This is a genomic window from Rothia sp. HMSC058E10 (assembly GCF_001809415.1).
GTDB lineage: Bacteria > Actinomycetota > Actinomycetes > Actinomycetales > Micrococcaceae > Rothia > Rothia dentocariosa.
In genome coordinates this window covers 130760-150222 of the sequence record NZ_KV797613.1, presented here as the reverse complement: position 1 = coordinate 150222, position 19463 = coordinate 130760, and the positions used below count along the sequence as shown (strand labels likewise).

The window sequence follows — 19463 nt, the reverse complement described above, 5'->3', positions numbered from 1 at the left end:
AAAAGACACGCGCTAGAGGTTCCGTTCCTGCGTATTCAACCGTCTCATGTCCAGAAGGAACAACAGCACAATGATTGACCGTGAGATCGTTTTTATTGTCTATGTATCGGATATCGAGGCCTCAGTGTCCTTCTATACGAGCATTCTAAATCTTGAGGTCAGTTTTACCTCGCCACGCTATGTCACCATGGATTTAGCGCCGGGAGTCTCGCTAGCGTTGTGGACCGGAGCAAGCAATACTCTTCATGAAACTTCAACACGTACGTCTGAGGTATGTATAAATCTCAAGGGCTCCGATGCAGAAATCCTCACGCAGTACCAAGCCTGGGTGGAACAAGGGGTTGTCATATTGGAAGAGCCCCATCGTGATGTATTTGGGATGACTTTCGTAGCAAGTGATCTAGATGGGAACCGTATCCGAGTTGCCCCGATAGACTAACTAATTACTATAGGCAGCCATAAACGCACAATACATCAGAGAGGGTGCCGTCGAACGGTACCCTCCCTTTCCCACATTACATCTATGGACGCTTCGCTACGTTTATGTCTCGGTACCAGTACCGGAATACAACGTGTATTAAACCCGCGTATCTTATTGCTTTTAGTCAATACTCTGATAGAGCCGTTCTAAAGCACCCAAAACAACATTCTTATCCTGGGTGGTCCAAAGGTTAGGCATCGCCCGCATCAGGTACCCACCGTATCGCTGAGTCGCCAGCCTAGAGTCAAGGATCGCAACTACCCCGCGATCGTGGACGGAACGTATCAATCGCCCTGCTCCCTGAGACATGCGGATTGCCGCATGATATGCCGAAACAGCCATAAACCCATTCCCGCCTTTTTCTACCACGGCACGGGTACGCGCTTGAGCGAGAGGATCGTCTGGGCGCGGGAACGGTATACGGTCCATCAGTACCAGACGACAGGAGTCTCCGGGAACATCCACTCCCTGCCAAAGGCTCATGGTGCCGAAAAGACAAGCATTTATATCTTCAGTAAACTCCTCGACAAGAGCCCGCAATGAGGACTCTCCCTGCAAGAGAATATTCAAATCCGTGTGCTGACGTACATATTCAGCCGCCTGCTCGGCACCTCGCTTCGACGAGAATAACCCCAGAGCCCCACCACCAGAAGCTTCACATAATTCGCGTAATCGTTCGAGCTGCTGAGGATTCACGCCAAAGCTCGGTTTGGGCAAGTCGGAAGCCACGTACAGAATTCCCTGCCGTGGATAATCAAAAGGAGAGCCCACATCAAGACCTTCCCAGCGCGGAGCCTGCGGCCCCGCTAACCCTAGGGCACCTGCTACCGCATCGAAGGATTCACCCACGGTAAGGGTTGCACTCGTAAGAATAACGGTACGGTCCTCAAAAAGCCCCTCACGCAAACGGCTTCCAATGTTCAAAGGAGCAACGTGGAGTGTGGCGGGATCCTGATCGGAAGCTGCGGTATATCGTCCGTTTTCCCAACCACCCTGGCGTGATAACCACAGCACTTCGCGATGTTCGGCAGACTCCAGCATACGCGTTGCGGCATCGTGTACCTCAGAGACACGTGAACGAGCCATCTGAAGCCCGGCATCCGCCTCTTTATTGTCGCTCTTAGAGTCGGAAAGCGCCGCCCGTGCGGCATCGGCTACAGCCGCGAGTGCGTTCAGAAGTCGCCCTTCGAGCCTTTCTATCAAGCCCTCAGAAACACCTTCACATGCGGTTTCTAAAGAACCGGCGGCTTGTTCAAGCGCGCTGGAGTCTGCTTTGGAGTTCTTGCGGATATCGCGAGCGGCACGCCTAATTAAGGAAGCAGAAAGGGAATCCGTCACCGCACCGGTCACGCGGTCTGCAAGCTCATGCGCCTCGTCAATAATAGCGATATCGTGTTCGGGAAGTACACCTAAACCTTCAAAAGCGTTGATGGCAAGCAGCGCATGATTAGTAATCACGAGATCGGCTTCATATGCTTCTTGGCGCGCCCGCTCACTAAAGCACTCCTCAACGAGGGGGCAGCGTTTTCCCAAACACTCTGAGGCGCTCACAGATACCTGCGCCCAGGCACGATCCGATACACCGGGTTTAAGTTCGTCGCGGTCACCGGTTTCGGTTTTTTCCGCCCATGACCTGAGCCGCAGCACCTCTTCACCGATGCGAGACGTACTATGCTGAGGCATGTCGAAGAGGGTATCGGGTTCCTCTTCGGGGTATCCGCCGTCGAGTTTGTGCAGGCATAGATAGTTGTTCCTGCCCTTGAGGATTGCGACCTGATTTTCAGATTCGGGCTCAGAAGAGAGTGCCTCCATAAGTTTTGGAAGGTCTCGTTTTACGATCTGCGCTTGGAGGGCCAGGGTTGCGGTCGCCACAACAATGGGTTTTGTACTTGCACCCGCATGGTGCAGGGCTGGCACCAAATACCCGAGGGATTTACCGGTTCCGGTGCCTGCCTGCACGAGGAGATGCCGCTCAAGGTCGAAAGCCTGCGCAACATGGGCTGCCATTCTACGTTGTCCGAAGCGTTTTTGCCCGCCCGTTTTTTCAATCGCACGATCGAGCAAATCTAACACGGGTTTTGCACCGGGCAGAGTTTCAAGCTCCGCTCCGGTGGGCGCAGTAATATTATCGGTCATGGGGCGCTCACGCTCTCATCACGCGAGTTCACAGACGTTTTCGGGTTCAGAGGCAGAGTCTTGAAGCTCCAATTCAAGCACTTCAAGGATCTCGCCGTCGATCACATAGTCAGAGAGTTCTGCGGCAACATCCTCACGCACCAAAGCGGTGACAAAGGTTCCATCTGAGACAAACGCAGTACTTTTAATCTCAGCGTCCCAAGCATGAAGACGGGAAATAACTTCACCGTGGTTGTAGGGGATCAGTAATTTAACTTCAAGCGATGGCCGCGGAATTGTATCCGCAATCTTCTGCTTGAGTTCGTCAATGCCCTCCCCTGTGCGCGCCGAGACGATGACGTGGTTCGGTTCGCGCTGTCGCATGCGTTCGAGGATAAAGGGATCAGCCGCATCCGCTTTATTGAGCACAATAATCTCGGGTATACGGCGAGCATCTAAATCTGCGATAACCTCACGTACGGCGCGAATCTGCCCCTCAGGGTCTGGGTGAGATGCGTCTACCACATGCAGAATCACGTCTGCATCGGCTACCTCTTCGAGCGTGGAACGGAATGCTTCCACGAGCTGGGTGGGTAGCGAGCGCACGAATCCTACAGTGTCCGAAAGTGTATAGCCGATGCCGTCCGGAGTCTGTGCTTTGCGCACGGTCGGATCCAGGGTTGCGAAGAGAGCGTTCTCCACCAGAACACCGGCATCGGTCAGACGATTCAGCAACGACGACTTACCTGCGTTCGTATACCCCGCGATAGCAACCGAGGGTACCCTGTTGCGTTTACGGCTTAGGCGTTTTGTCTCACGTGCGGGCGCCATAGCGGCTATTTCGCGCTTGAGTTTTGCCATGCGGGCACGTAGACGGCGGCGATCCATCTCAATTTTGGTTTCACCAGGTCCGCGTGAACCAATACCTTCACCGGATGCTGCACGCCCGCCTGCCTGGCGTGACAGGGATGCGCCCCAGCCGCGCAGACGCGGAAGCATGTATTCGAGTTGGGCAAGTTCGACCTGTGCTTTGCCTTCACGAGATTTCGCGTGTTGAGCAAAGATGTCTAGAATCAGGGCGGTACGATCGATCACTTTGACTTTGACGATATCTTCGAGGGCTCGTCGTTGTGAGGGTGCTAATTCAGAATCGACGATCACGGTATCAGCACCGGTTGCCTCAACAATGTCTTTGAGTTCGAGGGCTTTTCCTGAGCCAAGAAAAGTTCCGGGGTCTGGTTTGAGGCGGCGCTGAACTAGCCCGTCCAGCACTTCAGATCCTGCGGTTTCGGCGAGTGCAGCGAGTTCTCGCAGGGAGTTCTCAGCATCTTCGACGGTCCCTTCGGTCCATAGCCCGGCGAGAACCACGCGTTCTAGGCGCAGCTGACGGTATTCGACTTCGGTCACATCATCGAGTTCGGTGGAGAGTCCGGCGACTCGGCGTAATGCGCGGCGTTCGGCGAGGTCTTCCTGCTCGCCGTCAAATTCTGAGTGTTCCCGCTGATTATCGGAAATTTCTCGGGCACGGGTATCGAGCACGCGGCGTTGTGCGGTGCTACCGGTGCTTTCGGGGTAGATAGTGGTCTGTGCCGCTGCGTCTGCATGACCCAGGACTCGTTCTACGGTTCGGCGTAGCTGCTCATCACTGGGCAACTTTTCGCTGGAAAAAGAGGTATCTGTTAATTTCATATGTTCCTCTATTTTAGCGGTCGCATGCCACAGTTGTCGCGGTTTTCGGTTATCTCTCGCTGTGGGCGCATCAGCGTAGCAGCGATGATGCGGAGCGCATCCGGGTACACTGGATTCATGAGCGAACAGCATTATTTTTCCTCGTCTCCCGAAGCCGAGTTCAAACCTCGAAGGGTTCAGGTTGAGTTGGCGGGTCGTCAGGTTTCCGTGACGACCGCGAACGGTATTTTTAGTCCTTCGGGAATAGACAAGGGAACTGCGGTTCTTTTCGCGCAGGTACCTGAGCCGCACGGAAAATATATGCTCGATATTGGATGCGGCTGGGGACCCATCGCGTTATCTTTAGCTATGCTTGCTCCGCAATCTGAGGTTTATGGGATTGACGTCAATTCCCGGTCGCTTTCGCTCACGGAACAGAATGCCCGCGCTTTGGGGCTGCATAACGTCTCGGTGAGCACCCCCGATGAGATAGATCCCACGTTACGTTTCGATACTATCTGGTCCAATCCTCCGATTCGCGTGGGTAAAGAGGTTTTGCACAATATTCTGCTCACGTGGCTTCCGCGGCTAGCCCCCGGCGGCGCGGCTTATCTTGTCGTTCAAAAGAATTTGGGTTCTGATTCCCTGCAAAAATGGCTGGATGCGCAGCTCACCGAACGTTTTGGACCCGAGTTTTCGGTATCTCGATATGCCATGTCGAAGGGCTTCCGTATCTTGGAGGTTGTACGTTCTTCCAAAGATTCTTAAAGGCTTCAGGTGGATGCTCACTCGATAATGCCCGCCAGCTTCTTCGCTTCAGAAGAAGATTGACGGGCATAAGTTCTCAAAAATCCTGGGTTAGAGGAGCTCAATCTTGGCAACCGTCTGAGCTGGCCCTGCTAGAACGACGTGTTCGAGGTCGTCGGGGCCTAGAACGAAGGTTACTGCGAGCGTGCCGCCGGGAACATGAACCAGCCATTCATCGGGCGCCTCTTCGCCGCCCCAAAAACGGGTTGCCGCAGCGGCCGCGCATGCACCAGTCCCGCAGGATAGAGTCTCACCCACGCCGCGTTCGTATACGCGCATCCTGATGGCTCCAACATTTTTATTCTCGTCGGATGTTTCTAGATCAACCGGAACCACAAACTCAACGTTAGTCCCTTTTTCGGGTGCTGGATTTACCTGTGGTTGGCTGTTCAGATCGAGCCCGTCCAGTTTTCCTTCCTGACCCAGCATTACCACGGTGTGGGGGTTACCCATCGAAATCGACAGACCGGCTCGTGGAGTCATCAGCCCACGCGCCGAAACATGCGAATCTTCACCACTTTCGCGTGCTGTGTCTCCGTGGATAAAACTCCACGGACCCATATCAATGGCATATCCTTCTTCAGTGCGCGCCACGATTTTGACGCCGCCTCGCGTAGCAATCTTGACGGTCTCACCCACTTCAAGGTCAATCATTCCCTCAGTACGCAAGTAATCGACGAAGGCACGCACACCATTCCCGCACATTTCGGCGATCGAGCCATCACCATTGCGGTAATCCATAAACCAGATAGCGTCTGGATGCTCTTCCAGCATATTCTGCCCGGTCCTGAAATTTTCGGTATACGCTGCACGGATAAAGCCGTCGGCACCGATTCCAAAATGACGATCGCAGACACGCGCGATGAGGTCAGCATCGAGCGGGATCTCAGAGGCTGGGTCGGTCAGAAATATAAAGTCATTACCCGTTCCATGCCCCTTTGTCAGAGTACGCCCGGCTAGTTCTCCCCACGTGGATACGCCATCGGTCATGCTCGTTCTCTACCCTTCGTTCTTCGTGACTAAATCTCTGTAAATTCTACCGGTTTACCGCAGAGGATGCGCTGCTTAAGCGGGTTTCGGTCCTTTACAGCCTTGGCTCGCCTGGTGCACGACCTCAAGCGCTTGGCTGAGCAGGTTCTTCGATTCGGCGTCAAACCAGTGTACGCGGTCGTCCCCGCGAAACCAGGTTATCTGACGGCGCGCAAATTGTCGGGTTGCCGTCGCGGTGTCTTCGATCGCATCGTGCAGAGTATACGTCGCGCTCAACGCGGGGGCGGGGGCGGTAGTCTGCGCATCCAAAACCTTCAAAAACTGGGCGTACCCGATGGCACGTGAGGCGGTCTTTCCCTCGCGTAGACCATGCTGTTCCAGCGTTCGTACTTCGTCTAAAAGCCCTGATTCCGCCATGTTCACCACCCGCCGGTACAGGCGTTCGTGCAGACGCTTACGATTCATATCCAGCCCAATCTGTATGGCGGGTGAGACATATTCGCGTACTGGCATGAAGGCAGAAAAGGGACGCCCCGTCACCTCAAAAACTTCGAGGGCACGGATAACGCGCCGCCCGTCGTGAACACGCGCCGCAGAGTCAGGATCGACCTGAGCCAGGCGTGTGCGCAAAACACCGATCCCCTGCTGGGTGGCTTCCTGCTCCAACCGAGCCCGTACTGCCGAATCCGTACCGGGAAATTCGAGTTTATCAAGAGCTGCCCGAACATAGAGACCGGATCCGCCCACCAGAATAGGGTACTTACCGCGCGCTCTAATATCTGCAAAGAGCTGCCGAGCCTGATGCTGAAATTCCGCTACCGAGGCTTCCTGCGTGATATCCAAAATATCGAGCAGATGGTGAGGAACCCCCTGCATTTCCTCAGCGGTAATCTTGGCAGTTCCGATATTCATACCGCGATAGAACTGCATGGAATCCGCGTTTACGCATTCACCGCCAAGATGCCGGGCAAGAGCAGTTGCGAGCGCGCTCTTACCGGTACCAGTGGCACCGACAATAGCGATAATAGGAGGCTCTAAGGGGTACGTCATGGGTCTATTGTACGGGTCTACAGATAATATAAGGCCACACGCACGCCCCGCAGTATCTAAGACTTAGGCCCAATAGTAGGCATGCCAAGTCCCACAGGACCGCCCGAAGCCTGGGTAGTTCCGGCACCGCAGGATTCAGCCTGTGAACGGTCCCAGGCGTCCCCGGCTCGGGTGCGGCGAAGCTGATACTGCTCAGCGGTGGGATCTGAAATCAGATGGAATGACCCTGCCTCAGTGATAGGAACGGTCACCATGTCTCCAGGGCGAGGCTCTTCGCATCCAGCGGGCACCGAAAAATGTACGAGGCGCTGATCCGGTCCGCGGCCCGCCAGACGATGCGTCTGCTGCGCTTTACGTCCGGACTCTGCGACAACCATCAGCTCAACGGTCTTCCCCAGCTGTTTACGGTTCTCTTCGCCCGCAATACGGTCCTGCAGAGCCACTAGGCGTTCGTAGCGCTCTTGCACAACATCTTTTGGAATCTGGTTTTCCATAGTCGCCGCCGGGGTGCCGGGACGAATTGAGTACTGGAAGGTAAACGCTGACGAAAACCGCGCCTGCTCCACCACACGCAGCGTATCCTGGAAGTCCTCTTCGCTCTCACCGGGGAATCCCACGATAATATCGGTGGTAATGACAGCGTGCGGAATGCGCTCGCGCACCTTCTCTAAAATACCCAAGAATTTCTTGGATCGGTATGAGCGGCGCATGTCTTTGAGCACCTTATCCGATCCCGATTGAAGTGGCATATGCAGAACAGGCATGACGTTCGGGGTTTCTGCCATCGCTTCTATCACGTCGTCGGTGAACATAGCTGGATGCGGTGATGTGAACCGTACTCGTTCCAGCCCCTCAATATCACCGCAGGCGCGCAATAGTTTGGAGAATGCCTGACGGTCCCCAAATTCCACGCCGTAGGAGTTCACGTTCTGCCCAAGCAGAGTTACTTCGATCGCACCGTCATCGACGAGCGCCTGAACTTCGGCAAGGATATCGCCAGGTCGGCGGTCTTTCTCTTTACCGCGCAGTGACGGCACGATGCAGAAGGTACAAGTGTTGTTGCATCCTACGGAGATTGACACCCAGCCCGAGTACACATGATCGCGTTTCGTGGGCAGGGTCGAGGGGAACACCTCAAGCGATTCGAGCAGTTCCGCCTGCGCTTCGTGATTGTGGCGGGCGCGTTCAAGGAGCGTGGGGAGCGAGCCAATATTGTGGGTGCCGAACACGACATCTACCCAGGGGGCTTTTTCGATAATAGTGTTCTGGTCTTTTTGGGCCAAGCATCCGCCTACAGCAATTTGCATGCCTTCGTGGCGCCGCTTCACGGAGGCCAACTGTCCCAAATGTCCGTAGAGACGATTTGATGCGTTCTCGCGCACCGCGCATGTGTTAAACACCACGAGGTCGGGTTCTTCCCCCTCGGCAGCGCGTACATACCCGTTCGCTTCTAGCAAACCAGACATACGTTCAGAATCGTGAACGTTCATTTGACAGCCAAAGGTGCGAACTTCATAGGTTCGGGGAGTTTCGGCGGACGTTGCGGATTCAGCAGAAAAATCATTTAGGGTCATGCTCACGCCATTAGGGTAGCGGATGGTGGATAATGGCTCTATGCAGGTATCCCTTAGTAATTCTTCCGGCCAATATCCTGATAATCCCCTCGCGACTATTCTTGAGCGTGCCATCGCGGAATACCATCCCGCGCCCACGCACTCCCCCGCCGATTCTGAGGCGTTCCGGGTCAGTGTTCTCAAGATGCTTTCGTGGGCGGCAACCCTACCGGCTATCGGAGATCGGATTCCGCTCTCGCTGACGATTCTCTCAACCGGAATGCGCTCGGTAGTGCTGCGAGTACGCTATGGATCTAACCCGCATACACCCTGGCAGCCCGAATCTGTCATCTTAAAACGTTATCGCCGCGGAGATTCGGCGACTAACGCAGGCGGTTTTGGATACCTTCGGGAAAAATACGGTGCAGTTGCCCTCGATGAGATGGTTCCAGATATTTACCCTGCCCTCTACGGTGTTGATGATGACTTACGCTGCTTAGCACTCGAAGACGTGGTTTTTGAAGGGTCGGTACCCGTTGCAAACTCCCTCATAGCTGATACCTCCACGCAGCTTTTCAACCAGAACAATACGGCACGCGCTTTTGCGGCTTACGCGGCAGTGTGGGGTGAATTCGCCCGACAAGGAATTTTTGACGACACCGTCGATCAATATCGCGCGTCGCTCGCGAAGGCAGACCGCAGGGCACAGTTCCCGGGGGCGATGCCCTCCCCGAAACTCGCAGAGAAGGGGCTTCAACGCCTATATCCCGATCTCCCAGCAGAACGGAGCGAAGATGTAGAAGAACCTACAAACGATCTCCAAGAACTAATCTTCCGGTTCCATCGCATTACTCAGCCATTTTTCCTCAAACGCCCGCCGGTACCCGAGCAGTTTAAACGTAGCCGCGGGCAGGTCTATATGCTCTCGTCGGGAGATTTTTCGCCGCATAACGTGCTGTACTCCCCTGCCGATACGGCACCTTCTCGCGGTATCGGCACCCGCGCCTTTGATACGGAGGGAACCTGTATTCACCATCGCGGATTCCCTTTTGTGGAGGCGATGCTCGGGTTTCCCTCGTCGCCCCAGTACCCGCTTTACCGGGTAGACAGGGAACAGGAGCTTCCTAAATTTTATACGGTCCTCTTCGGTGAAATACCTTTAGATGCCAGGCTTGCAGAAGACATCGCGGTGTGCGCAGCTATTACGGTGTGTACGCTTTTGGAACTTTACGCCGACGGAGCTCGGGCGCGGGTTCTTCCCCGCATTTGCCGCCAGGGTGTTGAGCTGATGCGCATCCTGCTTACTCTTGGGAACACTCAAGACCCCGCGCTTTACGATCTCATCCAGCGCCTTGGCGATTACGGTAAGAACCTCGAAAAGTAGATTAGACGGCACGTCCAGTTGCCTCACCGGCGGCAAGCGTAAAATCCCAACTAATTCCGTTCCAGGTGAGAACCTGCGGACGTAGTTCCTCACGCAACGCAAAACTCTTATCGGCGTACCCCAGCAGGTACTCGTCGAAGGCCGGGAGGCTAAGCTCTCGGTTGAGTGCATCTCTGAGCTCCGAACGGGTAACGCCTTCTTGCCAGGAACCTACCGCATATTCTTGTCCACCCAGCACAATAGTCTGGGTACGGCGAGCATGTTCAAATGCATACCGGGCATCGGTTATTGTAATCCCAGCCCACCAGCGCAGATCCTCCGCGGTCACCGGCCCGTGACCGCATATATAACGTGTACCCAGTTCAGCCAGTGCCTGTTTTCGCTCGTATTTTGTGCGGGGCACAGGTATGGAGTCACGGTGCACGAAGCTTTCTTCTTTTTCCCGAAGCGGCCCCTGGAGAACCGTGCCCTCACCGCCGTAGAGCCGAATGAGGTGACTACGTCGCGAACTTGGCCCGCTATAGCCGTATTCGCACAGAATGGTGTAGAGATCAGTGCGGGTGAGCGGCTCAAGATGTCCCCTGGTTTGTAAAGCGTCATGAAGGTGCTCACGCCACCGTTCGAAGTCTTTGAGCGTAAAGTTACATTGACGCATATAGGCGGGCTGAGGCTTCGCGCCTCGGCCGGCGACAGCAGCATACAGCGAATCTGCACTATTGAGAGTCAAAAAGTGGAGTGTCCCGCGCATGGGCCACGAACGCACAATGCTGTAGTCGTGAATGCCTTCAAGAACTGTTTCAGCACTGCACGCAGCTCGTAGCGCAATGGCGCGCACACCGGCATTGTAATTTTGCCCCTGAACAGCGTAGAGATGATTTAACACATGTATCGGGGCGCTTGTCTCTTGGTACAGAGTGTCAGCGTCTACCCCTATATCGCGATGCGCTGCGCTTGGGGCGAGGAGCTGGGCGATCATACGCCTGGCACGAAGTTCTTGTAACGGCTGCATAGATTACCTCTTATCTGTTGCTGGATCCGCTGGATACTCTTCTGATGAAGAATACTCAACAGTCTTCTTCTTGCTCGCTGCGGTACCTCTCGATTTCTTCTTTTACCACCGAAAACGCTACAGATGAAGAATATCCTCGACGTGCCAGCATACCTACTAGCCGGCGCATGATTTTCTCCTTCTCGGTACGATCTGAGAAGTTCATGGAAGGACGCAGTTTTTTGCGCACGAGCTCCGTCGCGTCCTGACGTTCATCTTCATCTGTGCGTGCAGCGAGCGCATCTTCAGCAAGTTCTCCGGTAATTCCTCGCTCTTTGAGTTCACGGCGCAGAGCGGTTCGGGAAAGCTTCTTATGTTTTCCCCGCTGTTCCACAAAGGAACGCGCATACTCGGCATCGTCAATCAGGTGAGCCGCCTCAAACTTATCGAGTAGCGGCTCTATAAGACTTTCCTCAAACCCTTTATCGGCAAGTTTTTTATGCAGCTGCGCGCGGGATTTAGCGGAATACGCCAGTTGATTATAAACCAGAGTCTTTGCTTGCGTGTACGGATCTGGCTCTTCGCGCTGTTTCCAACGTCCTGAGCGATTGGTGCCCGGAACATTCGTCTTTTCTTCGGCAGCGATACCTCGAATGAGAGCTTCTTCTTCGGTGTTCAAAGGTTCGTTGAGGGCACTCCCCTCACGAAATAATGGGCCTGATGACCGTTTCTTCTTCCGTACTTTTTCTGGATGTTCTTCCTCTGCACGATGAGCCCCAATAGCCGGGGCGAAAGGGGATTTTTCGGTGTTCTTGGGGCGCCGGAATCCTTTTTTCCAGTCCGGGTTTCGACGCTTCTTACGGGCGCCCGATGTACGCCCTACTGAGGGTTTTGACGAAGCGTTTTGTGTACGGGTTTCTGCATCATGTTGAGCTGCCGCCCCTCCCCCTCGTGTGCGTGGGAACGAGCGCGATGGGGAAGAACGATAGGGTGCAGAATCGGGGTCGGGTTTGTCTTCCACATATCCGTGTGCGGCGGGATGCCAATCAGAAAATCCTGTGGCTTTGTCCTCTGCAGTATCAGAAGTTTTTTCAGCGTCAGAAATCGCAGGATCACTCAACGGGTTATCACCCCAGGCATCCGCCAACCAATCGTTACCCATGCCGCCTTCCTGTGCTGGTTCGATGCTGTAATCCTGTAGGTACAACGCCTCAAAGGTTTGTAGTGTTCGCAGATATGCTAGAGCGTGTGCCGCGTATCCTCAAAGCTAGGCTATCTATCGTGGATGCGCGGCACACGCCATCTTATTTAGAATTCTTCTGCGAGCTCGTCGAGAGGATCGGCTTCAACCGATGTGGCTTCAGCCTCTTCCGAAGATTGCTCACCTTCAGGATCAATAATTCCGAGTTTTACGAGGACCTTATACTGTAGTTCTTCAGTTAGTTCCGGGTTATCCTTGAGCAGTTTACGCACGTTCTCGCGCCCCTGCCCCAGCTGTTCACCATCATAGGTAAACCAGGCGCCAGATTTCTTGACGATGTCATGCTCTACCGCGAGGTCAAGAATACCGCCTTCGACAGAGATACCCTCACCATACAGAATGTCGAACTCGGCCTGTTTGAAGGGCGGAGCCATCTTATTCTTCACGATCTTGGCACGGGTTTTATTGCCAATGGGGTTCGCCCCGTCCTTTAGGGTCTCAATACGTCGAATATCGATACGCACCGAGGCGTAGAACTTCAGAGCCTTACCGCCGGTCGTGGTTTCGGGAGAACCAAAGAACACGCCGATCTTCTCACGAAGCTGGTTAATGAAGATTGCTGTAGTGCCGGTGGATGCCAGGCGACCTGTAATTTTACGGAGAGCCTGGCTCATCAAACGAGCCTGCAGACCCACATGAGAATCACCCATATCGCCGTCAATCTCGGCGCGGGGAACGAGAGCCGCTACAGAGTCGACCACAACGATATCTACAGCGCCGGAGCCAACCAGCATATCCATAATTTCAAGTGCCTGTTCCCCAGTATCGGGCTGCGATACCAAGAGGGCATCGGTGTCAACGCCGAGTTTAGCAGCATAGACCGGGTCGAGCGCATGTTCAGCATCAATAAACGCCGCAATACCGCCCGCTTTCTGCACATTCGCTACAGCGTGCAGAGCGACAGTGGTCTTACCGGAAGATTCAGGACCATAAATTTCGATCACACGGCCGCGAGGCAGTCCACCAATACCGAGAGCAGCATCCAAAGCGATAGCGCCGGTTGAAATAACCTCCGTTTTCACGGTCTCTTTATCGCCTAGACGCATAATCGCGCCTTTACCATAATCCTTGTCGATTTTAGCCATTACGGCTTCAAGTGCCTTAGCACGGCCTTCTTCAGGAACACGAGCGACGCCCTGTGCCTTGCTGTTCTTTGCCACGATTAGTTACCTCGTTCTATCAATAGAAGGTCTCAATGATTCTTCGGGAGGTGCTTCTCGCCACCCTCTGCACACTACTCTACGAAGTCCGCCTGACACTTTAAGACCGGCGGCGGAAGAATGTGGAAAAATCCCCCAGAAAGTACAGATATTTTTACTCTGTGGATAGATTAGCATGACTCGAACAAAAATCCTATAAATCGCACAAATTTTCGGCAAATTTTTTCGAATTTATGCTCGCCGTGCCCATCTCAGAGTCTCCCCATGTGGTATCTCAACAGCCCCTAAAACCGGACTTATTCCGCAGCAATTCATGGATTCCGGCTACCTGCGCGGTTCACGGTCGGGTCCCAAACGGCGAACCTCCGGAATATCCTGTGTCTCGCAGACCGCAAGCCAAACATCCTTCGGCGCAACCCCAGCTTCAAGTGCCTCTAAAGCCGTCATATTCCCAAGCGACCCAAGCACCAAATCGCCCGCCAAAACTCGGGCATATCCAGCACCGAATTCGTAGTCCATATTTGTCCAAAACTCGCTGAGTTTCATCGTACCTCCTTACGCTCTCCTGTTTCAGGGCACGTCCGAGAAAAAATTACGAGAATGCTTCAATCAGAGTCCCCTATGAAGGTAGACCTCTACCGTTGTCAGTGCATAAAAAAAGCGAACCGCGCATCATAACGGATGCGCGGTTCGCTCACATAGGTCTCTTAGAGCGAAGCCATCATGTAATCGTTACGGTACTGCTCAGCAAGCTCGGCGGGAACGGTATCCGGAACATGTACGCCCTCTAGAATTGCCATACGGTCGGCGACTTCACGGAGCATCTGGTACATCGGGATATCAAGCGCCTGGCAAATCCATGCCAGAAGCTCCGAAGAAGCTTCCTTCTGCCCACGCTCAACTTCGCTGAGATAACCCAGGGAAACACGTGCGCTCTGTGAAACCTCGCGTAGGGTACGACCCTGGCGCTGACGAACGTCACGAAGAACCTCGCCAATAGCCTGGCGCAGAGGTACAGTCTTTGCCTCTTCCACAACGGGAGCTACCTGCTGCGGAGCTGGGTTAATTTCTTTCCACCGGGTAATACCATTAATAGATACACGCTTCTTGGTCATATGCGTTGTTTCTCCTCGTACGTAGGTCAACCAGTGTTCGGTTCTTACAGTTATTAAGCCTAACTCATTTTTTAGTTCTCGGCTAGCCTCGGGTACTGTACCGTTTATATGAGCCTAGCTAGTATATATTCAAACTTACCAAGCTATAGTTTTATTCCCATGTACCTGGGAAATTCCTGGAAACTTGATTAAAGTATCCCGTGAAAAGATACTTCAGCTGACCTCTAGATAAGGCTACGATGCGTCCTTAGCACCGTGCACAGCCTGGGTCAGCAGGAGAATTGCATCCGCCGTTGCCGAGGCGCGAATCTGTACCCTATCCCCCTCATAGTGCCGCTGTACGGCATAGGTTGCCTCTGGAGTGTGCACACCCAAAAATACGGTACCAACGGGCTTACCATCGTGCGGCTCTGGCCCTGCAACTCCAGTGGTCGAAACCCCGTAGTCAGCTCCACAGATTCGTGCGGTTCCCTGCGCCATCTGCCGGGCAACTTCCGGATCAACGGAACCATTCTTAGCTAAAAGCTCCTCGTTTACGCCTAAAACGGATGCCTTGACCGCGCTCGCATATGAGATAACCCCGCCGCGGTAGTATTCCGAGGCTCCTGCAACGGTGCAGATAGTACCCCCGACGTCTCCCCCGGTGAGGGATTCCGCCGTGGCGATTGTCAGGCCTGTACCGACCAACGCATCGTGAAGCATCTGAGAGGCTTCCTTCGCACTATGCGGTACCGTTTTGAGTACATCCATAAGTACTCCTCCCAACGAGATATATCCGGCGTATAAAATACCGGGACACTCCATCTAGAACCGTCCCCAGCCTCATGACTGTGCGGGATGCTGCGCCAGCCATGTCTGGCGAAGCTGATGGGCATCACGCACGTAAACTACCCCTGTCCAGACGGTAATAGCGGTTACCGCCGCCATAAGAACCCATCCGGGAACCAACCAAGGCTCGCCGAGGAGTCCTAAGGGTAAGAGCATCACCACGAGAGCAATGGTTTGTAAAACGGTTTTGATCTTTCCGCCCTTATTTGCCGCCATAACCCCGTATTTGATAACGAAAAAACGCATGATGGTGATTCCCCACTCCCGAAGGAGAATTACAGCGGTTACCCACCACCACAGCTCGCCCAACCAAGAAAGGGTAATGAACGCCGCACCGGTGAGGAGCTTATCAGCAATAGGATCAGCGATCTTCCCAAAGCTCGTGATGAGGTTACGGCTTCGAGCCAGGTAACCGTCCGCCCAGTCGGTAATCATCGCGGCGATAAAGAGGGCAAAAGCAAGCCACCGCTGTGCTACATCTTCAGCTCCGAATGTTCCGCCCGCAAGGAGCACTACAACGAAAAAAGGAACTGCAATAATACGCACAACCGTCAGAATATTCGGCAAATTCCAGTTAGATACATGACGCTCGGTCTGCGATACCGCCGATGCTGATTCCTGACTCACTGTTACCCTTCGTCTCTACAGTCTGGTACCAACGACTCGTTGTTGGCTGCAAGGAGCTCCCAGAGCGTAGCCCTCGCCTCATATCTTTCCAGTATACGAGGTATCGTTCCTATAAGAATGGCATTCCGATAAATCCTTGTTCGGGCTCGCAGTAATAGAAAAATTCCCGCTTCCGTAGCACGATATGCCAGCAGAAGCGGGAATCTCTCTAGGGTGTGAGAACTACTTTGAATACGACTGTTTGGGTTATCGCCCCGTGAGCTGCCAGGCGTCCTCCGAGCCCTCATCGCTCTCTTCCACCGCATATTCGGCAGGCTCTGCGGGGTTCACCGCTTGCGCATACGGGTCTTCAAAAGTTTCCTCAACGGGTTCGGGCACCTCTTCACCCCGGATGCGTGCCAAGGTATTCTGCAGATCGTCTGGGCGCACCAACACATCGCGCGCCTTCGACCCCTCAGAAGGACCAACTATGCCTTGAGACTCCAGCAGATCCATAATGCGCCCCGCCTTCGCAAAGCCCATGCGGAGTTTACGCTGAAGCATTGAGGTAGAACCAAACTGCGTGGTAATCACGATTTCAGCCGCCCGGAGCAAGTCATCAAGGTCATCGCCGATTTCCTCATCAATCTGCTTCTTCGCGGCTGAGACCATAACATCTTCACGGTAAATTGTCGGAGCCTGCTGCTTCACGTGCTCAACAACCGCATGAATCTCGGATTCAGAGACCCACGCACCCTGCACACGCATCGGCTTCGAGGCACCCATTGGCAGGAAGAGCGCATCGCCCTGACCGATCAGTTTTTCAGCGCCTGGTTGATCCAGCACCACACGCGAATCCGTGACCGATGATGTCGCAAACGCCATACGCGAAGGAACGTTCGCCTTAATCAGACCGGTTACCACGTCAACCGAAGGACGCTGAGTTGCAAGCACCAGGTGAATACCAGCTGCACGCGCCAACTGCGTAATACGAACAATCGCCTCTTCAACGTCACGCGGGGCAACCATCATCAAATCGGCAAGCTCGTCCACGATAACCAGCAGGTACGGGTACTCGTGAATTTTTCGTTTACTCCCCGGCTCAGGCTGAATCTTACCCTCGCGTACGGCCTTGTTGAAATCGTCCACATGCTTAAACCCGTAATGCGCCAGGTCGTCATAGCGTGCATCCATTTCACGTACTACCCATTGAAGCGCCTCCGCTGCCTTCTTCGGGTTAGTAATAATAGGCGTAATCAGGTGTGGAATTCCCTCATAGGCGGTAAGCTCCACGCGTTTGGGGTCCACCATCACTAAACGCACCTGATCAGGTGTAGAACGCATAAGAATCGAGGTGATCATCGAGTTCACGAACGAAGACTTACCGGCGCCGGTTGCACCCGCAACCAGCATATGCGGCATTTTCGCCAGGTTCGCAAGCACAAAACCGCCCTCGACATCTTTGCCCACGCCCATAACCATCGGATGCGGGTTCGAGTGAGCCTGCGGGGACCGTAAGACATCGCCCAGAGATACCGTCTCGCGGTCAGTATTTGGAATCTCAATACCGATCGCCGATTTACCGGGAATAGGCGATAGTATACGCACATCCGGGCTGGCGACTGCATAGGCGATATTCTTACTCAGCGCGGTCACACGTTCAACCTTCGTCCCGGCACCCAGCTCGATCTCGTAGCGGGTCACGGTCGGACCGCGCGAGAATCCGGTGACAACCGCATCAACCTTAAACTGCTCTAAAACGTTGGTCAGTGCTTCGACCACGTGTTCGTTCACTTCGGATGATTCCTTAGCAGGGGGACCCGCCACCAGCATCTGTTCTGCGGGCAGGTTATAAGTGCCCTGCGAAGACTCGACGGATTGTTCGGGGCGGGCCTGCTCGGTATGCGCGGTGCGCGTGTTGTTTTGCAGGGGTCGTGACGCCCCCGTACCGGCAGCCGCTGTTCCGCTGACCGTAGCTTGCGGCTTCGTCTGCGGCATGCGGGATGCACCACTACTTTGCTGCGGTTTAGCCGATGTACCTTGCTGCTGCACTGCTTCCGGCTGTGACTGTTGAGGAGGCTGCGTCTGAGGGCTTGCTATCTGCTTTGTCGCAACATTCTGCTCGGATGCGGCGGGCACAACCGACTGAACCGATGTGTCATCAAAAGCCTCTACATCAAAGAGTGCATCTGGTGCCACACGACCGTGTTCAACGGCGGCACGCTGAGCCTGAGCCAGGCGTGCCGAGGGCGCGTCCGAAGCCTCATGATCGAACACGGTGTTCTCGGTGCGGCGTTTGGGCAGGCGGCTCAACCTACCCTGAGACGATGCCGAAGAATGCGGCGCTGGGGCATCCGCAGAGGTTGCGGAAAACTCTTCATGAGTATTAACCACGGGGCTGGCGAATGCCTCATCGCCAACGTATTCATCCAATCCCTGATCGGCCTGTTGGGAACGGCCGAATCCGAACCACCGCTTAATTGACCCGAAGATACCGCCGCGAGGCGTACGGCGTTCTTCCTCATCACCGTAAAGATAGCTACGATCATGTTCCGAGGCACTCAAATCGACTGTCTGAGTCGCTGCCGTGGAATCCGCATCATAGCCGTCTTGCGGGTATGCGATGGTCGGGTCGTCATCGGTGGAGGCAACCGGCTTTTCGCCCAAGGCCATGCGAACGAGATGTGTAAGTCGCGGAATAACCTGACGCACCGGAGTAGCCGTCAATACCATGAGCCCCATGACGAAGAGAGCCAGAATAACGAGCCACTGCACAAATACTATGCGCTGCATGAGAGGTCCAAGAAGCGCACCAATGGCGCCACCCCCAGCCCAGACAGCCTCAAAACCGCCCGAAAAACTGGGGTATCCGGCATTCATCGCGAAGAAAAGCGACGCTGCAATAAGGATAAGCAGCAGACCGAGCGAGACTCGATTGGTGCGGCGAACATCATCTGGCGTACGGAAAACGCACCATGCCAAGATAAAGCTCAGAATCGGTACCAAGATAGCACCCTGACCGAAAACGCCGCCCAGCATGGTGTGCCATGCCGAAATTGGGGCATGAATAATGGCCGGTGCGGATATGACGCGCCAGCTATACCATTCGACCCCCGCCGTAATAACGCCGAAAAGCAGAATGAAGAGCGCTCCGCCGTCACGGCGTGCCTGTGGATCTAAATCTGTGCGATGCACCCCAAGAGCACGCACCGCGCCGCCCACCGTGTGGGCAATGCCTAACCAGACTTTCGCAATAGCGTTTGCTACGGGGTTGGTTTCTGGGGTGTTCGCGCGCTTAGACGTGCCTCGGGAGCCGCGTGCCGAGTTTTTCTTGGCTGATCCGGTTTTGCTTTTACGCCCTTGATTACTCCGTGAAGCCATATTTACTAGGTTAGCAACCTTCCATGTGCTTGGGGCTAGATGCCGTCTTTCTCTCGCGACCGATGCAATCGGGGCA

16 protein-coding genes are annotated in these 19463 nt (G+C 54.5%); 3 read left to right on the top strand and 13 right to left on the bottom strand.

The features are described 5' to 3' along the window. The first annotated feature begins 70 nt into the window (after positions 1–70). Positions 71–439 carry a VOC family protein gene (locus tag HMPREF2609_RS02805; protein ID WP_048753101.1) on the top strand — a complete coding sequence of 123 codons (369 nt, stop codon included), beginning with the start codon at positions 71–73 and terminating at the stop codon, positions 437–439. Positions 440–601: 162 nt separating this feature from the next. Here the strand turns inward: HMPREF2609_RS02805 and HMPREF2609_RS02800 are convergent, their stop codons facing one another. Then, positions 602–2617, bottom strand: coding sequence for an ATP-dependent DNA helicase (locus tag HMPREF2609_RS02800; RefSeq protein ID WP_070534936.1), 2016 nt, complete (start codon positions 2615–2617; stop codon positions 602–604). 18 nt (positions 2618–2635) lie between these two features. Beyond that, positions 2636–4285 carry a GTPase HflX gene (gene hflX / locus HMPREF2609_RS02795; protein WP_070534934.1) on the bottom strand — a complete coding sequence of 550 codons (1650 nt, stop codon included), beginning with the start codon at positions 4283–4285 and terminating at the stop codon, positions 2636–2638. Positions 4286–4402: 117 nt separating this feature from the next. Between hflX and HMPREF2609_RS02790 the strand changes: the two genes are divergently transcribed. Then, positions 4403–5032 carry a class I SAM-dependent methyltransferase gene (locus tag HMPREF2609_RS02790; RefSeq protein WP_070534963.1) on the top strand — a complete coding sequence of 210 codons (630 nt, stop codon included), beginning with the start codon at positions 4403–4405 and terminating at the stop codon, positions 5030–5032. Positions 5033–5122: 90 nt separating this feature from the next. Here the strand turns inward: HMPREF2609_RS02790 and dapF are convergent, their stop codons facing one another. The 3 genes from dapF to miaB all read right to left on the bottom strand — a co-directional run bounded on the left by dapF (position 5123) and on the right by miaB (position 8685). Beyond that, positions 5123–6061 (bottom strand): diaminopimelate epimerase, encoded by a 939-nt coding sequence (gene dapF, locus HMPREF2609_RS02785; protein WP_070534933.1) that lies wholly within the window; start codon positions 6059–6061, stop codon positions 5123–5125. A gap of 75 nt (positions 6062–6136) precedes the next feature. Then, the gene (gene miaA / locus HMPREF2609_RS02780; protein WP_070534931.1) at positions 6137–7111 is read right to left on the bottom strand and encodes a tRNA (adenosine(37)-N6)-dimethylallyltransferase MiaA; all 975 of its coding nucleotides are present in this window, start codon (positions 7109–7111) and stop codon (positions 6137–6139) included. A 56-nt stretch (positions 7112–7167) separates the two neighbouring features. Next, on the bottom strand, positions 7168–8685 hold the full coding sequence (gene miaB / locus HMPREF2609_RS02775; RefSeq protein WP_048755076.1) for a tRNA (N6-isopentenyl adenosine(37)-C2)-methylthiotransferase MiaB: 1518 nt from the start codon (positions 8683–8685) through the stop codon (positions 7168–7170). 40 nt (positions 8686–8725) lie between these two features. Between miaB and HMPREF2609_RS02770 the strand changes: the two genes are divergently transcribed. Then, positions 8726–10048, top strand: a complete 1323-nt coding sequence (locus HMPREF2609_RS02770) for a hypothetical protein (RefSeq protein ID WP_246825546.1) — start codon at positions 8726–8728, stop codon at positions 10046–10048. Between the two features lies 1 nt (position 10049). Here HMPREF2609_RS02770 and HMPREF2609_RS02765 read toward each other — a convergent pair whose 3' ends face one another. The 8 genes from HMPREF2609_RS02765 to HMPREF2609_RS02730 form a co-directional block, all read right to left on the bottom strand. Then, the gene (locus tag HMPREF2609_RS02765) at positions 10050–11057 is read right to left on the bottom strand and encodes a DNA glycosylase AlkZ-like family protein (protein WP_070534927.1); all 1008 of its coding nucleotides are present in this window, start codon (positions 11055–11057) and stop codon (positions 10050–10052) included. A gap of 55 nt (positions 11058–11112) precedes the next feature. Continuing rightward, positions 11113–12198: a regulatory protein RecX gene (locus HMPREF2609_RS11080; RefSeq protein ID WP_239661876.1), complete on the bottom strand. Its 1086-nt coding sequence runs from the start codon at positions 12196–12198 to the stop codon at positions 11113–11115. A gap of 146 nt (positions 12199–12344) precedes the next feature. Next, positions 12345–13457, bottom strand: a complete 1113-nt coding sequence (recA, locus tag HMPREF2609_RS02755) for a recombinase RecA (RefSeq protein ID WP_048753090.1) — start codon at positions 13455–13457, stop codon at positions 12345–12347. Between the two features lie 324 nt (positions 13458–13781). Then, a complete protein-coding gene (locus HMPREF2609_RS02750; protein ID WP_004006267.1) occupies positions 13782–14003 on the bottom strand; it encodes a DUF3046 domain-containing protein in 222 nt (73 codons plus the stop codon). 161 nt (positions 14004–14164) lie between these two features. Continuing rightward, positions 14165–14572 carry a helix-turn-helix domain-containing protein gene (locus tag HMPREF2609_RS02745; protein ID WP_004006266.1) on the bottom strand — a complete coding sequence of 136 codons (408 nt, stop codon included), beginning with the start codon at positions 14570–14572 and terminating at the stop codon, positions 14165–14167. Between the two features lie 234 nt (positions 14573–14806). Continuing rightward, positions 14807–15322 carry a CinA family protein gene (locus HMPREF2609_RS02740; RefSeq protein ID WP_070534925.1) on the bottom strand — a complete coding sequence of 172 codons (516 nt, stop codon included), beginning with the start codon at positions 15320–15322 and terminating at the stop codon, positions 14807–14809. A 72-nt stretch (positions 15323–15394) separates the two neighbouring features. Further along, positions 15395–16027: a CDP-diacylglycerol--glycerol-3-phosphate 3-phosphatidyltransferase gene (gene pgsA, locus HMPREF2609_RS02735; RefSeq protein WP_070534924.1), complete on the bottom strand. Its 633-nt coding sequence runs from the start codon at positions 16025–16027 to the stop codon at positions 15395–15397. Between the two features lie 246 nt (positions 16028–16273). Beyond that, positions 16274–19387, bottom strand: a complete 3114-nt coding sequence (locus HMPREF2609_RS02730; protein WP_070534922.1) for a DNA translocase FtsK — start codon at positions 19385–19387, stop codon at positions 16274–16276. Positions 19388–19463: the final 76 nt, after the last annotated feature.